The 16125-nt window shown below is 44.5% G+C and carries 14 protein-coding genes; 8 read left to right on the forward strand and 6 right to left on the reverse strand.

What is annotated here, in order from left to right; all coding sequences use genetic code 11:
* The first annotated feature begins 41 nt into the window (after positions 1-41).
* The 3 genes from slmA to folE all read left to right on the forward strand — a co-directional run bounded on the left by slmA (position 42) and on the right by folE (position 3937).
* The gene (gene slmA / locus sps_RS16290) at positions 42-635 is read left to right on the forward strand and encodes a nucleoid occlusion factor SlmA (RefSeq protein ID WP_077753485.1); all 594 of its coding nucleotides are present in this window, start codon (positions 42-44) and stop codon (positions 633-635) included.
* A gap of 451 nt (positions 636-1086) precedes the next feature.
* Complete coding sequence (locus tag sps_RS16295) at positions 1087-3051, forward strand: alpha/beta hydrolase family protein (protein WP_077753486.1); 1965 nt, start codon at positions 1087-1089, stop codon at positions 3049-3051.
* 226 nt (positions 3052-3277) lie between these two features.
* Positions 3278-3937: a GTP cyclohydrolase I FolE gene (gene folE, locus sps_RS16300; protein ID WP_077753487.1), complete on the forward strand. Its 660-nt coding sequence runs from the start codon at positions 3278-3280 to the stop codon at positions 3935-3937.
* A gap of 174 nt (positions 3938-4111) precedes the next feature.
* Here the strand turns inward: folE and pyrE are convergent, their stop codons facing one another.
* Positions 4112-4753: an orotate phosphoribosyltransferase gene (pyrE, locus tag sps_RS16305; protein WP_077753488.1), complete on the reverse strand. Its 642-nt coding sequence runs from the start codon at positions 4751-4753 to the stop codon at positions 4112-4114.
* A gap of 94 nt (positions 4754-4847) precedes the next feature.
* A complete protein-coding gene (gene rph, locus sps_RS16310) occupies positions 4848-5561 on the reverse strand; it encodes a ribonuclease PH (protein WP_077753489.1) in 714 nt (237 codons plus the stop codon).
* A 179-nt stretch (positions 5562-5740) separates the two neighbouring features.
* Between rph and sps_RS16315 the strand changes: the two genes are divergently transcribed.
* Entirely contained in the window at positions 5741-6604 is an 864-nt protein-coding gene (locus tag sps_RS16315) for a YicC/YloC family endoribonuclease (protein WP_077753490.1), read from the forward strand.
* Between the two features lie 145 nt (positions 6605-6749).
* Here sps_RS16315 and sps_RS16320 read toward each other — a convergent pair whose 3' ends face one another.
* Positions 6750-7475, reverse strand: a complete 726-nt coding sequence (locus sps_RS16320; RefSeq protein WP_237157857.1) for an amino acid adenylation — start codon at positions 7473-7475, stop codon at positions 6750-6752.
* A gap of 134 nt (positions 7476-7609) precedes the next feature.
* On the opposite strand from sps_RS16320, the gene sps_RS16325 reads away from it, so the two are divergent.
* From sps_RS16325 to sps_RS16335, 3 genes are all read left to right on the forward strand, one after another.
* Entirely contained in the window at positions 7610-7933 is a 324-nt protein-coding gene (locus sps_RS16325; RefSeq protein WP_077753491.1) for an ERCC4 domain-containing protein, read from the forward strand.
* Between the two features lie 271 nt (positions 7934-8204).
* On the forward strand, positions 8205-11054 hold the full coding sequence (locus sps_RS16330; RefSeq protein WP_077753492.1) for a hypothetical protein: 2850 nt from the start codon (positions 8205-8207) through the stop codon (positions 11052-11054).
* A gap of 155 nt (positions 11055-11209) precedes the next feature.
* A complete protein-coding gene (locus sps_RS16335) occupies positions 11210-11911 on the forward strand; it encodes an SOS response-associated peptidase family protein (protein WP_077753493.1) in 702 nt (233 codons plus the stop codon).
* 4 nt (positions 11912-11915) lie between these two features.
* Here the strand turns inward: sps_RS16335 and sps_RS16340 are convergent, their stop codons facing one another.
* The 3 genes from sps_RS16340 to sps_RS16350 all read right to left on the reverse strand — a co-directional run bounded on the left by sps_RS16340 (position 11916) and on the right by sps_RS16350 (position 15128).
* The gene (locus sps_RS16340) at positions 11916-12983 is read right to left on the reverse strand and encodes a phosphotransferase enzyme family protein (protein ID WP_077753494.1); all 1068 of its coding nucleotides are present in this window, start codon (positions 12981-12983) and stop codon (positions 11916-11918) included.
* Positions 12980-13951, reverse strand: coding sequence for an NTP transferase domain-containing protein (locus sps_RS16345; protein ID WP_077753495.1), 972 nt, complete (start codon positions 13949-13951; stop codon positions 12980-12982). The genes sps_RS16340 and sps_RS16345 overlap by 4 nt, the downstream gene beginning before the upstream one ends.
* Before the next feature lie 88 nt (positions 13952-14039).
* Positions 14040-15128, reverse strand: a complete 1089-nt coding sequence (locus tag sps_RS16350) for a DUF805 domain-containing protein (protein ID WP_077753496.1) — start codon at positions 15126-15128, stop codon at positions 14040-14042.
* 339 nt (positions 15129-15467) lie between these two features.
* On the opposite strand from sps_RS16350, the gene gmk reads away from it, so the two are divergent.
* Positions 15468-16091: a guanylate kinase gene (gene gmk, locus sps_RS16355; protein ID WP_077753497.1), complete on the forward strand. Its 624-nt coding sequence runs from the start codon at positions 15468-15470 to the stop codon at positions 16089-16091.
* The last annotated feature ends 34 nt before the right edge of the window (positions 16092-16125 follow it).

The following is a 16125-nucleotide window of genomic DNA, read 5'->3' on the forward strand; positions in this document are numbered from 1 at the left end:
TATCACCTAGCTCCTGTCGTATTCGAGTGAAGGAAAACTAAATGGCTGTAAGCCCTAAAATTAATCGCCGCGAACATATTCTCCAATGTCTAGCCACCATGCTAGAAACCAATCCAGGACAAAGAATAACCACAGCCAAGCTCGCCGCCGAAGTTGGTGTTTCTGAGGCGGCCTTATATCGTCATTTTCCGAGCAAAGCGCGCATGTTTGAGGGCTTGATCGATTTTATCGAAGAGTCTCTGCTTTCACGCATTAACCTCATCATGGATGAAGAAAAAGACACCATGAAACGCTGCCAGTTATTGCTGCAATTACTGCTGATTTTCTCCGAGCGTAACCCGGGGATCTCACGGGTACTTAACGGTGATGCTCTACTAGGTGAGAATGAACGTTTACGCAGTCGTGTTAGTCAGATATTTTCCAAGATAGAGACTCACCTAAAACAAATTTTACGTGAGAAAACCCTACGTGAAGGCAAAGGATTCAATATAGATGAGGCTATTTTAGCCAATCTTTTACTCGCCGTCGCCGAAGGTCGAATTGCCCAGTTTGTTCGCAGCGAGTTCAAGCAAAAACCGACTCAGCACTTCGACCAACAGTGGATATTTATCCAGCAGCAACTATTACAAAGTTAAGCTCATATACCCTATAGCAGCCTGTAGTAAAGGCTGCTCGCCCAAATAAAATTGAATTGCAGATCCTCATCGTTTACTTTACCCTCCCCACTTAACGAATTCGTAAAAACCTACATCATTACATAACAATAGTATCTCTATAAAACTAATTAGCTGGTTTAGTTTTACCTAGGGCATATACGAAAATTAATAGAAACATGTAACAAGGATGTCTCAATGAAACTAATTAGTTGTTTTAGTTTTACCTAGGGATATATACGTAAAATGAATAGAAACATGTAACACGGATGTCTCAATGAAACTAATTAGTTGTTTTAGTTTTACCTAGGGCATATACGAAAATTAATAGAAACATGTAACACGGATGTCTCAATGAAACTAATTAGTTGTTTTAGTTTTACCTAGGGATATATACGTAAAATAAATAGAAACTTGTAACAAGGATGTCTCAATGAAACTAATTAAGTGGTTTAGTTTGTCCTGCCTATTGCTAAATAGCCTAATAGTCCAAGCTCAAACAAACGATCTCATTGCCAAATTTAGCCGTTCCACCGAATACTCTAATGTCAAAATATCCCCTAATGGAGAATATCTTAGTGTCTTGACCTCAAAAGAGGGAAAGAAAATGCTAATGATATTAGACGCCATCTCCAAGAAACCAACGCACGTGATTCATTTTCCCGGAAATGCTCAAGTTGGCAACTACGAATGGGTCAATCATGAGCGCATCGTTTTACAAAAAGAATACCTGAAAGGTTGGAAAGATCACCCACAATACTACGGCGAACTGATGGCTGTAAATGCCGATGGTTCCCAAGCTAAATACCTTTTTGGCTATAAAGGTGGTGAAATGCAAACGGGATCTAGGCTGAAAAAAAATACCCCCATTCGTGCCACAGCTTATATCTTAGACCCCTTGCCTAAAGATGAACGCTTTATGCTAGTTCAAGCACTGCCTTGGGGCTCAGGGGGAAGTAATACGGCAGAAAACCGACAAAGGGTCTATAAAGTTGATGTGTATAAGGGCACCCGTAAAAAAATTACCACATCCCCTATTCCTTATGCCAGATTCCTCAATGACGATGAGGGCAAGGTCCACTTTGTCAGTGGTACAAGAGATTACATTAGCTCCACACTGTTTTATCGACAAGATAGTAAATGGGTAGATACAGATAAACTCAATCTAAACCTGAGCCAGATGAGCCCTATCGCTTTTGGCGAAAATAGCGACAGTGTTTATGTTGTAGGCAGTGAAAATGGCAAACCTAAAGGCGTGTATCTTGTCAGCATTAAGACGGGCACAAAAAAACTAATAAGCCAAGATAAAATTGTCGACCCGAGCAACATCTGGCTTAATAAGATAAGTAAAAAACTCTACGCCGTTGAGTATGAAAATGGCTATCCGACCTATGAGTTTGTCGATAAAAAAGATACACACGCTAAATATGTTAAGCAGTTACTCGCTTCATTACCGGGACATCAGATCCATCTGGTCAGTGAAACTAACGATGGCAGCCAGTTTATAATCAAAGCATTTAACGATAGGAATCCAGGAGATTACTATCTGTTCAACAGCAAAATGGTAAAGCTTGAGTATCTTGTTTCTCAAAAAAAATGGCTTGACCCAGAGTTGATGGCAGAGGTTAAACCTATCACTTTCACCAGCCGAGACGGCAAGCAGATCCATGGCTACCTCACTCTACCCAACAACAAGGAAGCCAAGGATTTACCTCTGGTCGTCAATCCACATGGCGGTCCACATGGGCCGAGGGATTGGTGGGGATTCGACACGCAAAATCAACTAATAGCCAGCCAAGGTGCAGCCGTACTTCAGGTCAACTTTAGAGGCTCAGGTGGCTACGGAGACAGCTTTGAATATGCTGGTCACCAAAAGTGGGGAACAGAGATCCAGTATGACATCATAGATGCCACTCGCTATGTCATCGAACAGGGATATGTCGACAAAGAACGGATCTGTATCGTCGGCGGAAGCTTCGGCGGATACTCGGCATTACAAAGCTCTATTATCGAACCCGACCTATTTAAGTGTGCCATTGGTTTCGCTGGAGTCTATGATCTTGAACTTATGTTTGAAGAGGGGGATGTTCAGGGACGAAAGGCCGGAAGAAAATACCTAACAGAAGTGCTTGGCACCGACGAAGCAACTCTAGCTAAGATGTCTCCAAGCCATAATGTCAATAAACTCAAAGTTAAATTGTTATTAGTGCACGGAGGGGAAGACGAGCGCGCTCCTATAGAGCAGCTTGAGTCACTTGAAGATGCACTGAAAGAAATCAACTACCCCTATGAAAAGTTGATTATGGATGATGAGGGGCACGGTTTCTATAATGATGAACACCAAGAGAAATATTACAAACTTATGATGGCTTTCCTAGAAACTAATCTCAAACTGTAATAGTTAATTAACACCTCATGCCGATTGGTTCAATCGGCTTTTTTGCTATTCCCACACAGTTTCAGGGTATAATTTATCGTCGATTCAGGGTATCCTCCACGTCCGTTTGTTATTCTAATATAATGCTAACTAGCCCATGGCTTTTAGCTAGATGAAATTAACACTCGATATTTACAACCATAAAAACGTATCGGAAATAACCACTATCTGGATAGTGGAGGAAACTATGACATCGAAAGAAGCACAGCTCAGTGAGTCAGCACTACAAGTTCAGACGGCATTATTAGCCCGAGGACTCGAGACACCTATGCTACCTTCAGAATTCAGCGCAGAGGAACGTAAGGAGAGGATCGAACATCATATGCGCGAGATCTTAACCTTGATGTCTCTGGATCTTACCGATGACAGTTTGGTCGATACCCCACGTCGAATCGCCAAGATGTATGTGGATGAAATATTTTCCGGCTTAGATTACGCCAACTTTCCTAAGATCACCGTCATCGAAAATAAGATGGGCTTCGATGAAATGGTTAAAGTCAAAGATATCAGCCTAACCAGTACCTGTGAGCATCATCTGGTCACCATAGATGGTTTCGCAACCGTGGCTTATCTGCCACGTAAGAACATCATAGGTCTATCTAAGATTAACCGTATCGTACGCTTCTTTGCCCAACGGCCCCAGGTGCAAGAACGCCTCACTCAACAGGTGTTAGTAGCTTTACAGACTCTGCTTGAGACAAAAGATGTGGCGGTGAAGATGGATGCGGTGCATTACTGCGTTAAGTCTCGTGGCATCATGGATTCCACCAGCTCGACGACGACCACCGCACTAGGTGGCATATTTAAGTCAAATCCCGCGACTCGCGCAGAATTCTTAAGTAATTAAATAGAGCAGATTCGAGAGCGAGCCTTCGGCTCTTCTAGAACGGGGCAAGCTGCTACGAGAGACTGCAAACAAAAAAGCAAAAGCCAAACTTAAGGCTTTTGCTTTTTCTAGAAGCGAACTTGTGAGCGCCCTCGAAGTGAGCGTGCGAACGCTCTAGCACTCTAAGCTTATCTTCTATATCCCGTACTGATCACGATAAGCACTAACCGAAGCCAACTGCGCTTCCATGCCCGGCTTTTCAGATAAGTAGTTGATCAGATCGCCAAGCTTGATGATTGAAATGATCTCACAGCCAAAGTCACGTTCAACTTCCTGAATCGCAGATAGCTCACCCTTGCCTTTCTCTTGACGGTCCAGAGCAATTAACACACCTGCTAGCGTCGCTTCATGGGCCTGAATGATCTCCATGGACTCACGAATTGCAGTGCCCGCAGTGATCACATCATCGACTAGCATGACACGACCTTTCAGCTCGCTACCCACTAGGCTGCCGCCTTCACCGTGCTGTTTCTTCTCTTTACGGTTGAAGCAATATGGCATATCGATATCATGATGCTCACATAGGGCTACAGCCGTCGTCGTCGCAATAGGAATGCCTTTATAAGCTGGACCAAATAACAGATCATGCTCAATCCCTGAATCGACTAAAGCGGTCGCGTAAAAACGACCCAGACGTGCTAGATCGCGCCCAGTATTAAACAGACCAGCATTGAAGAAATAAGGACTAACACGACCAGATTTAAGTGTAAACTCACCAAATCTCAATACCTGACGCTCTAGGGCAAATTCGATAAACTCACGTTGATAGGCTTTCACACTCTCTCCTCAATTGACTAGTTTAATATTACTTTTATTAGTTAGGGTATTCAAAAAAGGACCCATCAGGGTCCTTTTTATGTTTAAAACAATTTTAGCTCAATGCCGCTTTCTGTACATCGACTATTTCACGAATGCCGTGCTTAGCCAGCTCTAGCATACTAAGCAACTCTTCATGGCTAAATGGCTCACCTTCGGCAGTGCCTTGGACTTCGATCATCTTACCGGTTTCTGTCATCACTACGTTCATATCGGTTTCAGCTTCGCTGTCTTCCAAATACTCTAAATCACAGATTGGCTCACCTTTATAAATACCAACACTGACTGCAGCGATAAGGAACTTAAGTGGGTTTGTCTTTAAAATACCTTTGCCACGCGCCCAGTTTAATGAATCAACCAAAGCAACACAGGCACCAGTAATCGCAGCAGTACGTGTACCACCATCGGCCTGAATAACATCACAATCGATGACGATAGTGTTCTCACCTAATGCTTTCATATCGACAGCTGCACGCAATGAGCGACCGATAAGGCGTTGGATCTCCTGTGTACGGCCAGACTGCTTACCACGAGCCGCCTCACGATTCATGCGGCTATGAGTAGAACGTGGCAACATGCCGTATTCAGCGGTAACCCAACCTTGACCTTTTCCCTTAAGGAAACGAGGGACACCCTCTTCGAAGCTCGCAGTACAGAGTACTTTAGTATCACCAAACTCGACTAAAACAGAACCTTCAGCATGAGCGGTAAATTGGCGAGTGATTGTCACTGGACGAGATTGAGCTGGCGTTCTATCACTAGGGCGCATAAGAATTTCCTGTATTGATTAATCGATAGGCGATTTTGGGTGGATATTATAGGGATTTGTGACCAAGGATGCCATGTTATTTGCCGATAATAGGTAAAGCCAAGACGCACTACTTTGAACCTAGCTGGCTTAGGTCTATAATCCTCGATCACATTCACGGTTAAACAATTGGAAAAACCATGATTCAAAGCATGACAGCCTACGCACGTATCGAGCATAAAGCAGACTGGGGCAATGCCTCCTGGGAGATCCGCTCAGTCAATCAACGCTACCTAGAGACCTATCTACGTCTACCTGAGCATTTCCGTAGTCTCGAACCTATCTTACGAGATAGACTACGTAAACGTTTAAACCGTGGGAAAATCGAAGTTAATCTCAGATACGATCTTGCCGACAACAAGAACAACGAACTTCAGCTAAACCAAGATCTTGCTAAGCAGCTGGTCAACGCAGCCAACTGGGTCAAACAGGAAGCCGGTCAAGGCGAACTCAATCTGGTCGACATCCTCAAATGGCCTGGTGTAATGTCCGGTTCAGAGCAAGATATGGACTCCCTAGGTAAAGAATTGCTTGTCGCTTTCGATAGTGCCATCGATCAATTTATCGAAGCCCGTGGCCGTGAAGGCTCAGCCATCAACACAATGCTACAGACCCGTCTCGATGCCATCATCGCCCAAGTCGCTATCGTACGTGAACATATGCCCACAGTGATGCAATGGCAACGTGACAAGCTGACCAACCGTCTAGCCGAGATCACTGGTGAACTGGATCCGGCTCGTCTAGAACAAGAGATGGTTATCCTAGCGCAAAAAATGGATGTCGCCGAAGAGATGGACAGACTCGACGCCCACGTTGCAGAAACTCAGCGCATCCTCAAGAAAGGTGGTGCACAAGGCCGCCGTTTAGACTTTATGATGCAGGAATTTAACCGCGAATCTAATACACTAGCCTCTAAGTCTATCAGTGCAGAAGTGACTGCTGCCGCAGTAGAGCTTAAAGTGCTGATTGAGCAAATGCGCGAGCAGATCCAGAACGTAGAGTAATGTTTTTAGCGGTTTAACCCTGCTAATAAAAACCATCAAAGCCCCGTATTTACGGGGCTTTGATTTTCAGGGGAAAATACTGCCTCAGCTAACAAGCACCCTAGCCTAAGAATCTTGTGCAGCATTTCTTCCTTGTAACAGCTAGCTACTTCAACACCCTTAACACAGGATTTTGTGGATAAGGGCAAGGGAAATCCCCCGGTTTGACATTAACGTAATCGTGGGTGCTTATCCCACTAGCAAAGCGATATAGGACATCATCGACAAAGCGTTCGACTGGAATAAACTGATGTTTCTTACTGCATTGACCACTGGTTTTTCTAGGTTGCTGATTGATAAACATGCTCAGCTCCCACGCCTCATCACTGTCAAAGTGGCTCGGGTTATTGTCATCAAACAATGAATGTAAGTCGTGCTGTACCTCAGTAATATGGGCACCGATACTGAGATCAAGATTTCGAAAGCGCTTCACCTTGGTATTCTCGAAGTAGTGCTCTATATTATCGAGCATCTGCATACCATCATCATCGTTTTGAATGACCCCTTCAGCTCGCAACCAGCCAATGGCATGTAATTTCCAGTGATTATAAAAGTCTTGCTGTAACTGAGCCCAATCAGGCCTCAAAGGATAGTGGAGCATCATGCAGTAGCGGCTATGGGACTCCATAAATACCACCAACCAACTGCCATCATCATAGGGTTGCCACTGACGGCCCGACAAGTGAATAACCTGCCCCTGCCAGCTAACTCGATTGGCATTGGTGCTAATCGGCTGCACCCCGGGGTTATTGCTATCGGCGTCAGTTATTCGCTCAAGAGGCTGCTTAAGCATTTTACACATGTGGTTGGACAGACTTAAAAACAGTGCCATCAAGGTCACTCAGATTAACTCGTTAGATGTTCATAATGTTATCACCTTTATCAGGCAGCTCTGCTAAATCAAGTTTCCTTATTCATATTTAGGCTAAGCTCAACAATAGTCGATGGATTGATAAAGTATTCAGGATGAATAAACCGCTAATTGAGATCGCTTATGATGATAGAGAGCATGCTGAGATATTGCTCAAACAACTCACACTCCACACAGATGTTCACCTGATAAGAAAACGTCTAAAACTCGGTGATTATCAGATAAACAACTGGCTTATAGAAAGAAAAACACTCCCAGACCTTGCCCTATCACTCTGCAATGGCAGGCTATTTTCTCAGATCTATAGATTATCTAAAAGCTCCAGTAATACAGCACTAATTACCGATTTTTTTGCTAATGGATCTCTTAAGCGAAATATCTTCTCAATTGAATCTTTTCTCCTATATCTCGTTATTTAGACTCAAATTTACAATCAAACCAGCACATAGGAGTTAAGCCTCTATCGGACTAGCCCGATGCAAAACCTAGTCAAAGTCCACTTCCGATTGTTGGCGCTATCGGCCTTCAAGCACTACCTTTAATTTAGCTATCAATTCTAATAAAAAGCCGATCTTCATTCCCATCGGCAACGCGCTCATAGCGACGGCTTGCTTCATTGCAAGTCAGAGATGCACACGTCTGATTTCAACGGATATTGACCTATCCCATCTAGATCAATGGAGCGACTTGATGAATATAAAAAAATTACTCTTAATCTCTTTAGCCAGTTCTGTCCTTAGTGCCTGTGGCGGCAGTGACAGCGAACCCAATCCCACCATTCCCGAACCTGCCGCTATAACTAAAACCGGTAAAGTTGCCGATGGATATTTAGTGGGTGCTACGGTTTGTTTAGATCTGAATCTTAACAAAGTCTGTGACCCTGATGAACCCAGTACAACGAGTACCGCCGGTGGGGATTTCACTATTACAGATGCAACACAAGCACAAATAGACAACTTCCCCTTGCTGGTCGAAGTCACTGTTGGCGTCGTCGACGAAGATACAGGAGAGGCGATCACTCAGCCCTATACCATGTCAGCCCCCGTGGGCTATGAATTTGTCAGTCCTTTGACCACCATGGTACAAAATGAGGTCGAACAAGGCAGTGAACTTAGCGATGCTGAGGCAAGTCTCCAAAGCTTACTGGGAACAAGCATAGATCTCACTCAGGATTATGTTGCCCAGCAGCTCAATGATGAGCTTGGGAGCGATGAACAAGCAGAATATGAACGCTTACATCATATTGCACAGGTGACAGCTCAGATCATCGCCAACAACTTCGCAGCAGTTCAAGATGCTGCCGACACGGCTGGTATTAGTGTCGATGATGTGGTCGGTTTGATTGTCGATCAGATCATCGATGCACTAGAGGTCATCGTCAATGAAGTTGAATTTATCCAAGAACAAGGCGGTGAGTTTGACCCAGATGATGTTTTGGAGTCAGAAGAAGTTACTGATGCCAGCACTGTACCAACCGAGAATTTAGAAGATCAGGTTGCAATCAGAGACGCGGAAGCTCAAGCGGCCGCAGCCAACCTAACTGAATTAGTTTCAACCGACGGTATCAATATCTTCGAAGGCGGTTTTCATGGCGACATGATTGACCTCAGATATGCCACGATCTTATATGATCCCGATACGCAAACCACTACCGAAACCCGCTTCAAGTTAGTTGAAGGAGCATTTGTTGCTGACGAATCCAGCCGAGACAATGAAGATTTAATCCTTACAGAACAAGGCTGGGTTATCGGTAGTGATAACTTTGCCATTGGTGATCTCAACGATGATGGCAGTATAACTTTAGTTAATAATGATCTGCCCATACTCAGTGAAACTCTCACTGCAGAACAATTATCTGTTTCAGGACTGAATATTAAGCTATTTCTCGAGGAAAATAATGGCGAACTTTGGCATAAGGCTTTACCTGAAGAAACGCCTTTCAGTGAAGACGCTGAAGCATTCAAACTGAGCTTTAGTAACACCAATGATATCTACTCTATCTTCAATTGGAATGATTGTGAGCCAGAGCATATGGTCGAAGGCATGTGTAACAGTGTCTGGGCCCATACTGCAGTCAGTGAGATGGATGGACCAGCCATTACCTTGGATAGTTTAATATCAGCGACAGCCTCAGATGGCATGGTCGAAACTATTGTAGGTCCTCATGTCGCTTGGGATGGCAATCGTTCAGTGATTGCAGAAATGCTAGCTGATGGAACCGTTAACTTCTACAAAATCGAGTGGCAAGCCGAGAGCGACTCTGGAGAAGTTGTCAATATAGCCAGCTTGATTGCAACAAGTCGCTGGAGTGAAGCCACAGTCCATGGAGAAAGATTATTCCTGCTAACCATGCCGGAAGTTATCCAAGATTTTGGACACAATGATGACCAAGATAATGTACTGCTACTAGTAGAATATCAAGGCGCTGTTCGTCGTGGTGAGTTTGCTGAAGCAGGACAAGAGTTTGATGACGATGAATGGGTCTACAATTTAATAGCTAAAACCGACATCTTAGAAAATCTCGATCTCACTTTACTGCAGAATATCACTCCGCCTGAGCCGGATCACAGCGATTTTGTATGTCGTGACGGTGATTCGGATTGGGATGAAGTCAACGATCGCCCTAAAGAAGGAACAACTCGATCTTTTGCAGAATACTCGGCTCTCGTCGTTAACTGCCGCGATGGTGAAGCCCTCTCCTTTGCCACCGATGTCATAGCCAATCATAGATTGAAGAGTTACGACTCAGACGGCAACATAGAAACTATTTTTGTATTCAACACCGATGGCACGGGTAGCATAACTGAACACGACGTCGAACCTGCCGTGGTTGAAGATTTCCATTGGGACGTCAATACATCGGGAGAGCTCATCATAGAGATGGGAAATTCGGCGGGGACCAATGATGTGAGAGCCGTGATCAACTTGATCAGGCAAGATGGCGACCACTATTCGATTAAAGGCTTTGTCGAAGATATAGCCTGGTCACCTATGGATGGCACCATCGGAGAGGTCTGGAGTGAAAAGTTAACTTTGTTTCCACTCGAACAACCCACTACCAACATTGTAGTGTGTACTCAGGGCGACTCTGACTGGAACGATGCAAGCGATCAACCCGTACTCGATACGTTACGCTCCATGGCTGAATATGAAGAGTTTGTCGCAGCCTGTGGTGAAGGAGAAGCCTTATCCTTTGTCGCAGATGTACTAGCCGACCACAGACTAAAAAGTTTCGATGAGAACGGAGCCATTGAAACCACATTAGCCTTTAACGCTAATGGTACAGGCTTGTTAACAGACCATGAAGGTGAACAAGACGTCATGGAAGAGTTTGATTGGGTGGTAAATGCCAACGGTCAAATTATCATTGAAATAACAAACTCCCAAGGCACTAACGACCAAAGAGTCGCCATTAACTTAATCATGCAAGATGGTGATCACTTCTCGGTTAAGGGCTTCACCGAAGATATCGAATGGTCACCTATGGACGGCACCGCTGGCGAAGTCTGGAGTGGCAAATTACAGCTATTCACCCTTTAATTGTCCAAAACACTCGCTCAGAAACGTCAGTAACTGTTACGACCTAAACTTAGAACCGAATTACTATGATTCGGTTCTTTTTTTGCATAGACAAAAATACAGTTTATCTGTAATTATGATCCTGATATCGAAACAAATTATTTATAGAGAAACGTATGTGCGGCAGACTCAATTTCATCGACGATCTTTTCATGAGAACGCTAATGCATGATCTGTCTATCGCTAATCCAAATGAGATGCAATTTAGTCGATTCAAAATGCCCACCAACGACATAAGCATAGTCCGTGAAATTGACGGCATCAGACAGTTGAAAACCGCTACCTGGTGGCTGTTACAAGAGACTAGCTATGATGGATTTAAACCTAGCTCGTTCACCTCGTTTAATACTCGCTATGACAAACTAAATCAACAGGGTTCGGCAGGCTATCTCTCCTATAAAGAAAGCAGATGTGTAGTCTTAGCCAAAGGGTTTGGCGAGACAGAGAAGCTAGGGGGAAGTACAAAATATTATGATTTTATCGCCCAAGATTCGGCGCTGACATTAGGGGGCCTTTACCGTGAATGGCACCACCCCAAAACGGGAGAATATCGCGTGTCCTGCTCGATAATAACCAACCCGCCCCATCCTGATATGATGCAATATCACAGCAAAGCCAGCCCACTCATATTACCCCAAGACTCTCACCTGCTCGATGCTTGGCTCGACAAGAGCAATCATCAAACAGATATGTTTTCGGAGCTACTCAAGCCAGCATTGAGGCATGATTTTCTGGTACAAGAGATACAGAAACCGAGCAGCTATAACAAGATGGGGGAAGCCGTGCTGCTTCGCCCCAATGACACATTTTTCAGCTAAAAACTTATTTGAAATAAGTTTTTAGCTGAACCTCTTGCTCAAGCAGGCTTTTGTAGAGGGTGAATTGATTCGCCGCACGCTCAAGATTATGGTTTTCATGGTGAATATTGAAATACACATCGCCATTAAGATGATCGGTCAGAAAGCGCACCCCAATCATCAAACAGATCACACGGGCACCAAGCCACAAGCTGGCCTTCTCATCTTGGGTCAGTACAGTGTTTAATTCACTCAAGTAACCACGGCAAATAGCCGCAAAGATAGATTCGCGGACATGGACATTCTCAAGAGATGTAGAATCTTCCTCTTCCGGCGAAGTGAAAGTTCTCACCATGTCACCGAAGTCATACATGAGATGCCCTTTCATGCAGGTATCCAAATCTATAATAGCCAAACTGCTCATATCACGCTTATCGTAGAGCATATTGTTGATTTTAGTGTCGTTATGGCAGGTTCGAAGTGGCAATATTGGCGAAACTTCAGCAAGCTCTTGTAAAATGTCCTGCTGAGAGAATACGAAATCGACCCAGTCCTGGCAGGTTTCCAGCTTATGATATTCATCAATTTTTACCGCTGCCTTAAGTTGGTCTATTCGTCCGGGAAGATGATGAAACTGAGGGATAACATCCTCAAGCTGAGTCGCATCGAGATCGCTCAATGCCGATGAAAAATGCCCAAATGCCTTGGCAGCAGAGAAGGCTTCATCTTCACAACTCACCACATCTATGCTGTGGCTATGGGGAAGATAGTTGATGGCACGCCAAAAACCTTGCTCACCAAGATCCACCGCCAGCAGACCTTTATCGGTACGCACTGGCTTAACAATCTTGAGCACATAGTCACTGGTCTTACGCTTTTTTTCTAAGTGTTCAGAAACTTTTTGGGCATTCTCGACCAAGGCGTTCGGGGTCTTAAATACCTGAGTATTGATCCCCTGTAGAACGAGCTCACCATCACTCCAACGGACTAGGAAGGTATCATTTATATGACCATTTCCCAGAGGTGAAACTTTGGCATCGCTGGTCCGAATACCAAAATAGGGCAGCACAGACTGCCTGACAAAATCGATCACTCAATAACTCCATTTCTCTTATTATGTAAAACTCCTGAGAGCTTTTCTTTCACCCACGCTACGTCCTGAGGGTAGGTGACCCCGAACCAAGGCTCTTGCGCCGTTGCCACTCGGATCTGCTTCTTTGCCTTGCTATCGCTCTCTACATCTTGATGATGTGTGGTATCCATATGCTGCTGTACAACACTTGGCAGATAACACTCAGATTTAGCCTCTAAACCATGCTCTAAGATGAATAGATTTAATTCAGATTCTATTACGGAAAATATATCTGCAGAAAATCCCCAACAGGTCATTGATACAGGTGAAGTACTGTTTAGCTCTCGACGCGTCCCATCAAATTCGCCCGTTAAACCCTGATGCTCCCGGCGAATATCGGTCCACTCGGCCACTCCTTTTAATATCCCTTGCTCTACCTGGCATACACCTCGATTAACTCCCCCATGATCAGACAGGGTCAAACTCAGTGGATAGGCCACGAGCATCCAATCATCCGACTCAGATATCAAGCCTTTGGCAAGCAACTTAAATGCACTATCACCATAATAATCATCGGCATTGATGACCGCCATTTGACCTTGAACCTGATGGCGGGCAGTCCAAAGTGCATGAGCCGTCCCCCAAGGTTTTAGTCTATGGTTGAAATTTTGGACCTTTGCTAATGCGGCATCAGGCAGATCACTCATCCGCTGATAGCAGAAGCCATATTTGAAACTTGATGACACTTTTGGCTTGATACGCTCTTCAAATAAACGCTCAAGCTGAGGCTCTAACTCGGGGCGAATTACTAAGACCACCTGAGTAAACCCAGCCTGATAAGCCGATAGAGTGGACAATTCCAGCATGGTCTCGCCATTAGGACCTAAGCTAGCTAGCTGCTTATCGCCACCGAATCGACTACCAAGCCCTGCCGCCATAATGACCAAGGTCAAAGGCGTACTCTCGTCACGAATTAATTCAACTGCCATATACGAAATTTCTAAATATTAAAATGCAAGGTATACCGTAAACCCAGCTCAACCGAGCAGTGTAAAGACTAAGTGACATTTTTTCCAGCTATAAATAGGGGATAAAAGCGGCGTTTTTAGACAATGCCGACTGACTCCCCTTGAGGCTGAAATCATAGCCGCATAGCTTGATGCTGCCACGCATTGCGATATCTGAGATTATCCCTTGAGTATCTAATGGTGAAAAACGCGCCTCGATGGACGTATCTGGCATATATTTCACCAGCATAGGTCGATAATTACTGCCATCGTTAAAGCTCAAATTGGCACAGCTACTATCGCCCTGTGCCGATGCTAGGGACCAGATCTCGCCCTCTGCCCCCTCCTCCCCTAACCAGCTAATTATCAAAACATCATTTTCCAGCAGCACGCTAAATCCGTCGGGGATCTTAGCCTCTTCTCTAATCGATGCAGATACCTGTTCTGATGCACCTTGGGCAAGTTCGCTTGTAGGCTCATCATCAGACGGTAATGCCTCCAACAGGCCTCCTATAAGCACTAAAACGACCAAACCTGCCGCGACACTTAACAATAATTTTTGATTATGCTTAGCCCAATTCCTCCACTGCCTCAGTGCCATCGAATTAGCAAATCCCTGGCGAGAGGATGTCTGCCATTGATTATTTTCCTCTTCAATCACGCCTTCAGATGCACGAGTCTCTTCAGCGCTATACACATCACCATCTGAAACGCCCCCGTGACTGCCTAAACTAGGTTCAACCCGTCTAAGATTAACTCTCGATGCAGGTATGACTGCAGGCCCTACATAGCCTTGATGATAGGACTTAACTTTACCAACCGGGGAGAGTTTGGCAAAGAACAGGCTGAGTAAAACGGCGATAATAAATATGATGACGGATAGTGTCAGGCTAGTTGCATAGACTAGTGTGATTGAAAAAAGAAATAGCGGGATTAAAACTAGGCCGGCATACCAATTGGGTCGCGCCACATCACGTATCCTTCTATAGGCACTCAAACCAAGAACCGGAGCGAGTAAACAGCCTAATACTAAGAGGACAGCACTTTGACCAAAGAGCACAAAACCAAGTAGTAAGGTAAAGTATACAGAGGCACTAATTACCGCAAATCTGACACCGTTATCTAGGCCCTTGAAGCAAAAAAGTGATTGATATTGCATGGAAAAAACACCTAATAAAATTGATTACTCTCACCCCTATGAGTTAAGAGTAAAAACGAAACGACCAGTAGGTCTCATATCCCATAGGCGTAATACACCCTAAATGATCAATTTAACCGCATACAGACTAACCAATTTATAGCTCAAAGTCAGTGTCAGCTTGAATAAAGCGGGCAAAGTGGGCATTAAATTTGTTTCACTTATCATGTTTACTCAAAAAACGTTAAACGGATTCAGATTAAACTGCCACTAGCGCCGCAGATGTAGTCGAGCGTATAATGTACGGCTTCCCGATGCTCGGGAGCCACATTTCGTTTTAAATTTTTGGATGCTTAGCTCATGACCGCACGCGGAAATCTATTTATCGTATCGGCGCCCAGCGGCGCAGGTAAATCCTCTCTCATTTCGGCACTATTACAAGATAAGCCTGCCGACAAGCAGGTTTCAGTGTCGCATACGACCCGTAAACCTCGTCCTGGCGAGGTTAATGCTCAGCACTATCATTTCGTGACCACCGAAGAATTTAAAGCCTTAATCGCCGAGAATGCTTTTTTCGAGTGGGCCGAGGTGTTTGGCAATTACTATGGCACATCACGAAAAGTAATCGAGCAAACCTTGACCGATGGCATAGATGTCTTTCTCGATATCGACTGGCAAGGGGCGCAACAGGTCAAGAAAGTGATGCCAGAGGCCATTGGGATATTTATTCTTCCTCCTTCTAGAGCTGAATTAGAAAAGCGCCTAACGGGTCGTGGCCAGGACAGCAGCGAAGTCATTTCCGGCCGTATGGCTCAAGCAGCATCAGAGATCTCTCATTATGGTGAGTATGACTTCATCATCATTAATGACGAGTTCAACACAGCTTTAAGCGATTTAGTCGCAATTATCCGCAGCCAACGCCTAACAGGTGCTGGCCAAATTCATGCACAAAATGATATGATTAAAGATCTGTTGGCAGACTAGCTGTCATCATGTACAATTTTGCGTCATTTTTTCA

This window comes from Shewanella psychrophila (assembly GCF_002005305.1).
Lineage (GTDB): Bacteria > Pseudomonadota > Gammaproteobacteria > Enterobacterales > Shewanellaceae > Shewanella > Shewanella psychrophila.

Excerpts from the sequence above, each read along its gene's own strand:
- slmA (WP_077753485.1), top strand. The coding sequence starts at position 42 with ATGGCTGTAAGCCCTAAAATTAATCGCCGCGAACATATTCTCCAATGT.
- sps_RS16320 (WP_237157857.1), bottom strand. The coding sequence starts at position 7,475 with ATGGCACTGTTTTTAAGTCTGTCCAACCACATGTGTAAAATGCTTAAG.
- sps_RS16325 (WP_077753491.1), top strand. The coding sequence starts at position 7,610 with ATGAATAAACCGCTAATTGAGATCGCTTATGATGATAGAGAGCATGCT.
- rph (WP_077753489.1), bottom strand. The coding sequence starts at position 5,561 with ATGCGCCCTAGTGATAGAACGCCAGCTCAATCTCGTCCAGTGACAATC.
- gmk (WP_077753497.1), top strand. The coding sequence starts at position 15,468 with ATGACCGCACGCGGAAATCTATTTATCGTATCGGCGCCCAGCGGCGCA.
- sps_RS16330 (WP_077753492.1), top strand. The coding sequence starts at position 8,205 with ATGAATATAAAAAAATTACTCTTAATCTCTTTAGCCAGTTCTGTCCTT.
- sps_RS16295 (WP_077753486.1), top strand. The coding sequence starts at position 1,087 with ATGAAACTAATTAAGTGGTTTAGTTTGTCCTGCCTATTGCTAAATAGC.
- sps_RS16350 (WP_077753496.1), bottom strand. The coding sequence starts at position 15,128 with ATGCAATATCAATCACTTTTTTGCTTCAAGGGCCTAGATAACGGTGTC.
- folE (WP_077753487.1), top strand. The coding sequence starts at position 3,278 with ATGACATCGAAAGAAGCACAGCTCAGTGAGTCAGCACTACAAGTTCAG.
- sps_RS16315 (WP_077753490.1), top strand. The coding sequence starts at position 5,741 with ATGATTCAAAGCATGACAGCCTACGCACGTATCGAGCATAAAGCAGAC.
- sps_RS16345 (WP_077753495.1), bottom strand. The coding sequence starts at position 13,951 with ATGGCAGTTGAATTAATTCGTGACGAGAGTACGCCTTTGACCTTGGTC.
- sps_RS16335 (WP_077753493.1), top strand. The coding sequence starts at position 11,210 with ATGTGCGGCAGACTCAATTTCATCGACGATCTTTTCATGAGAACGCTA.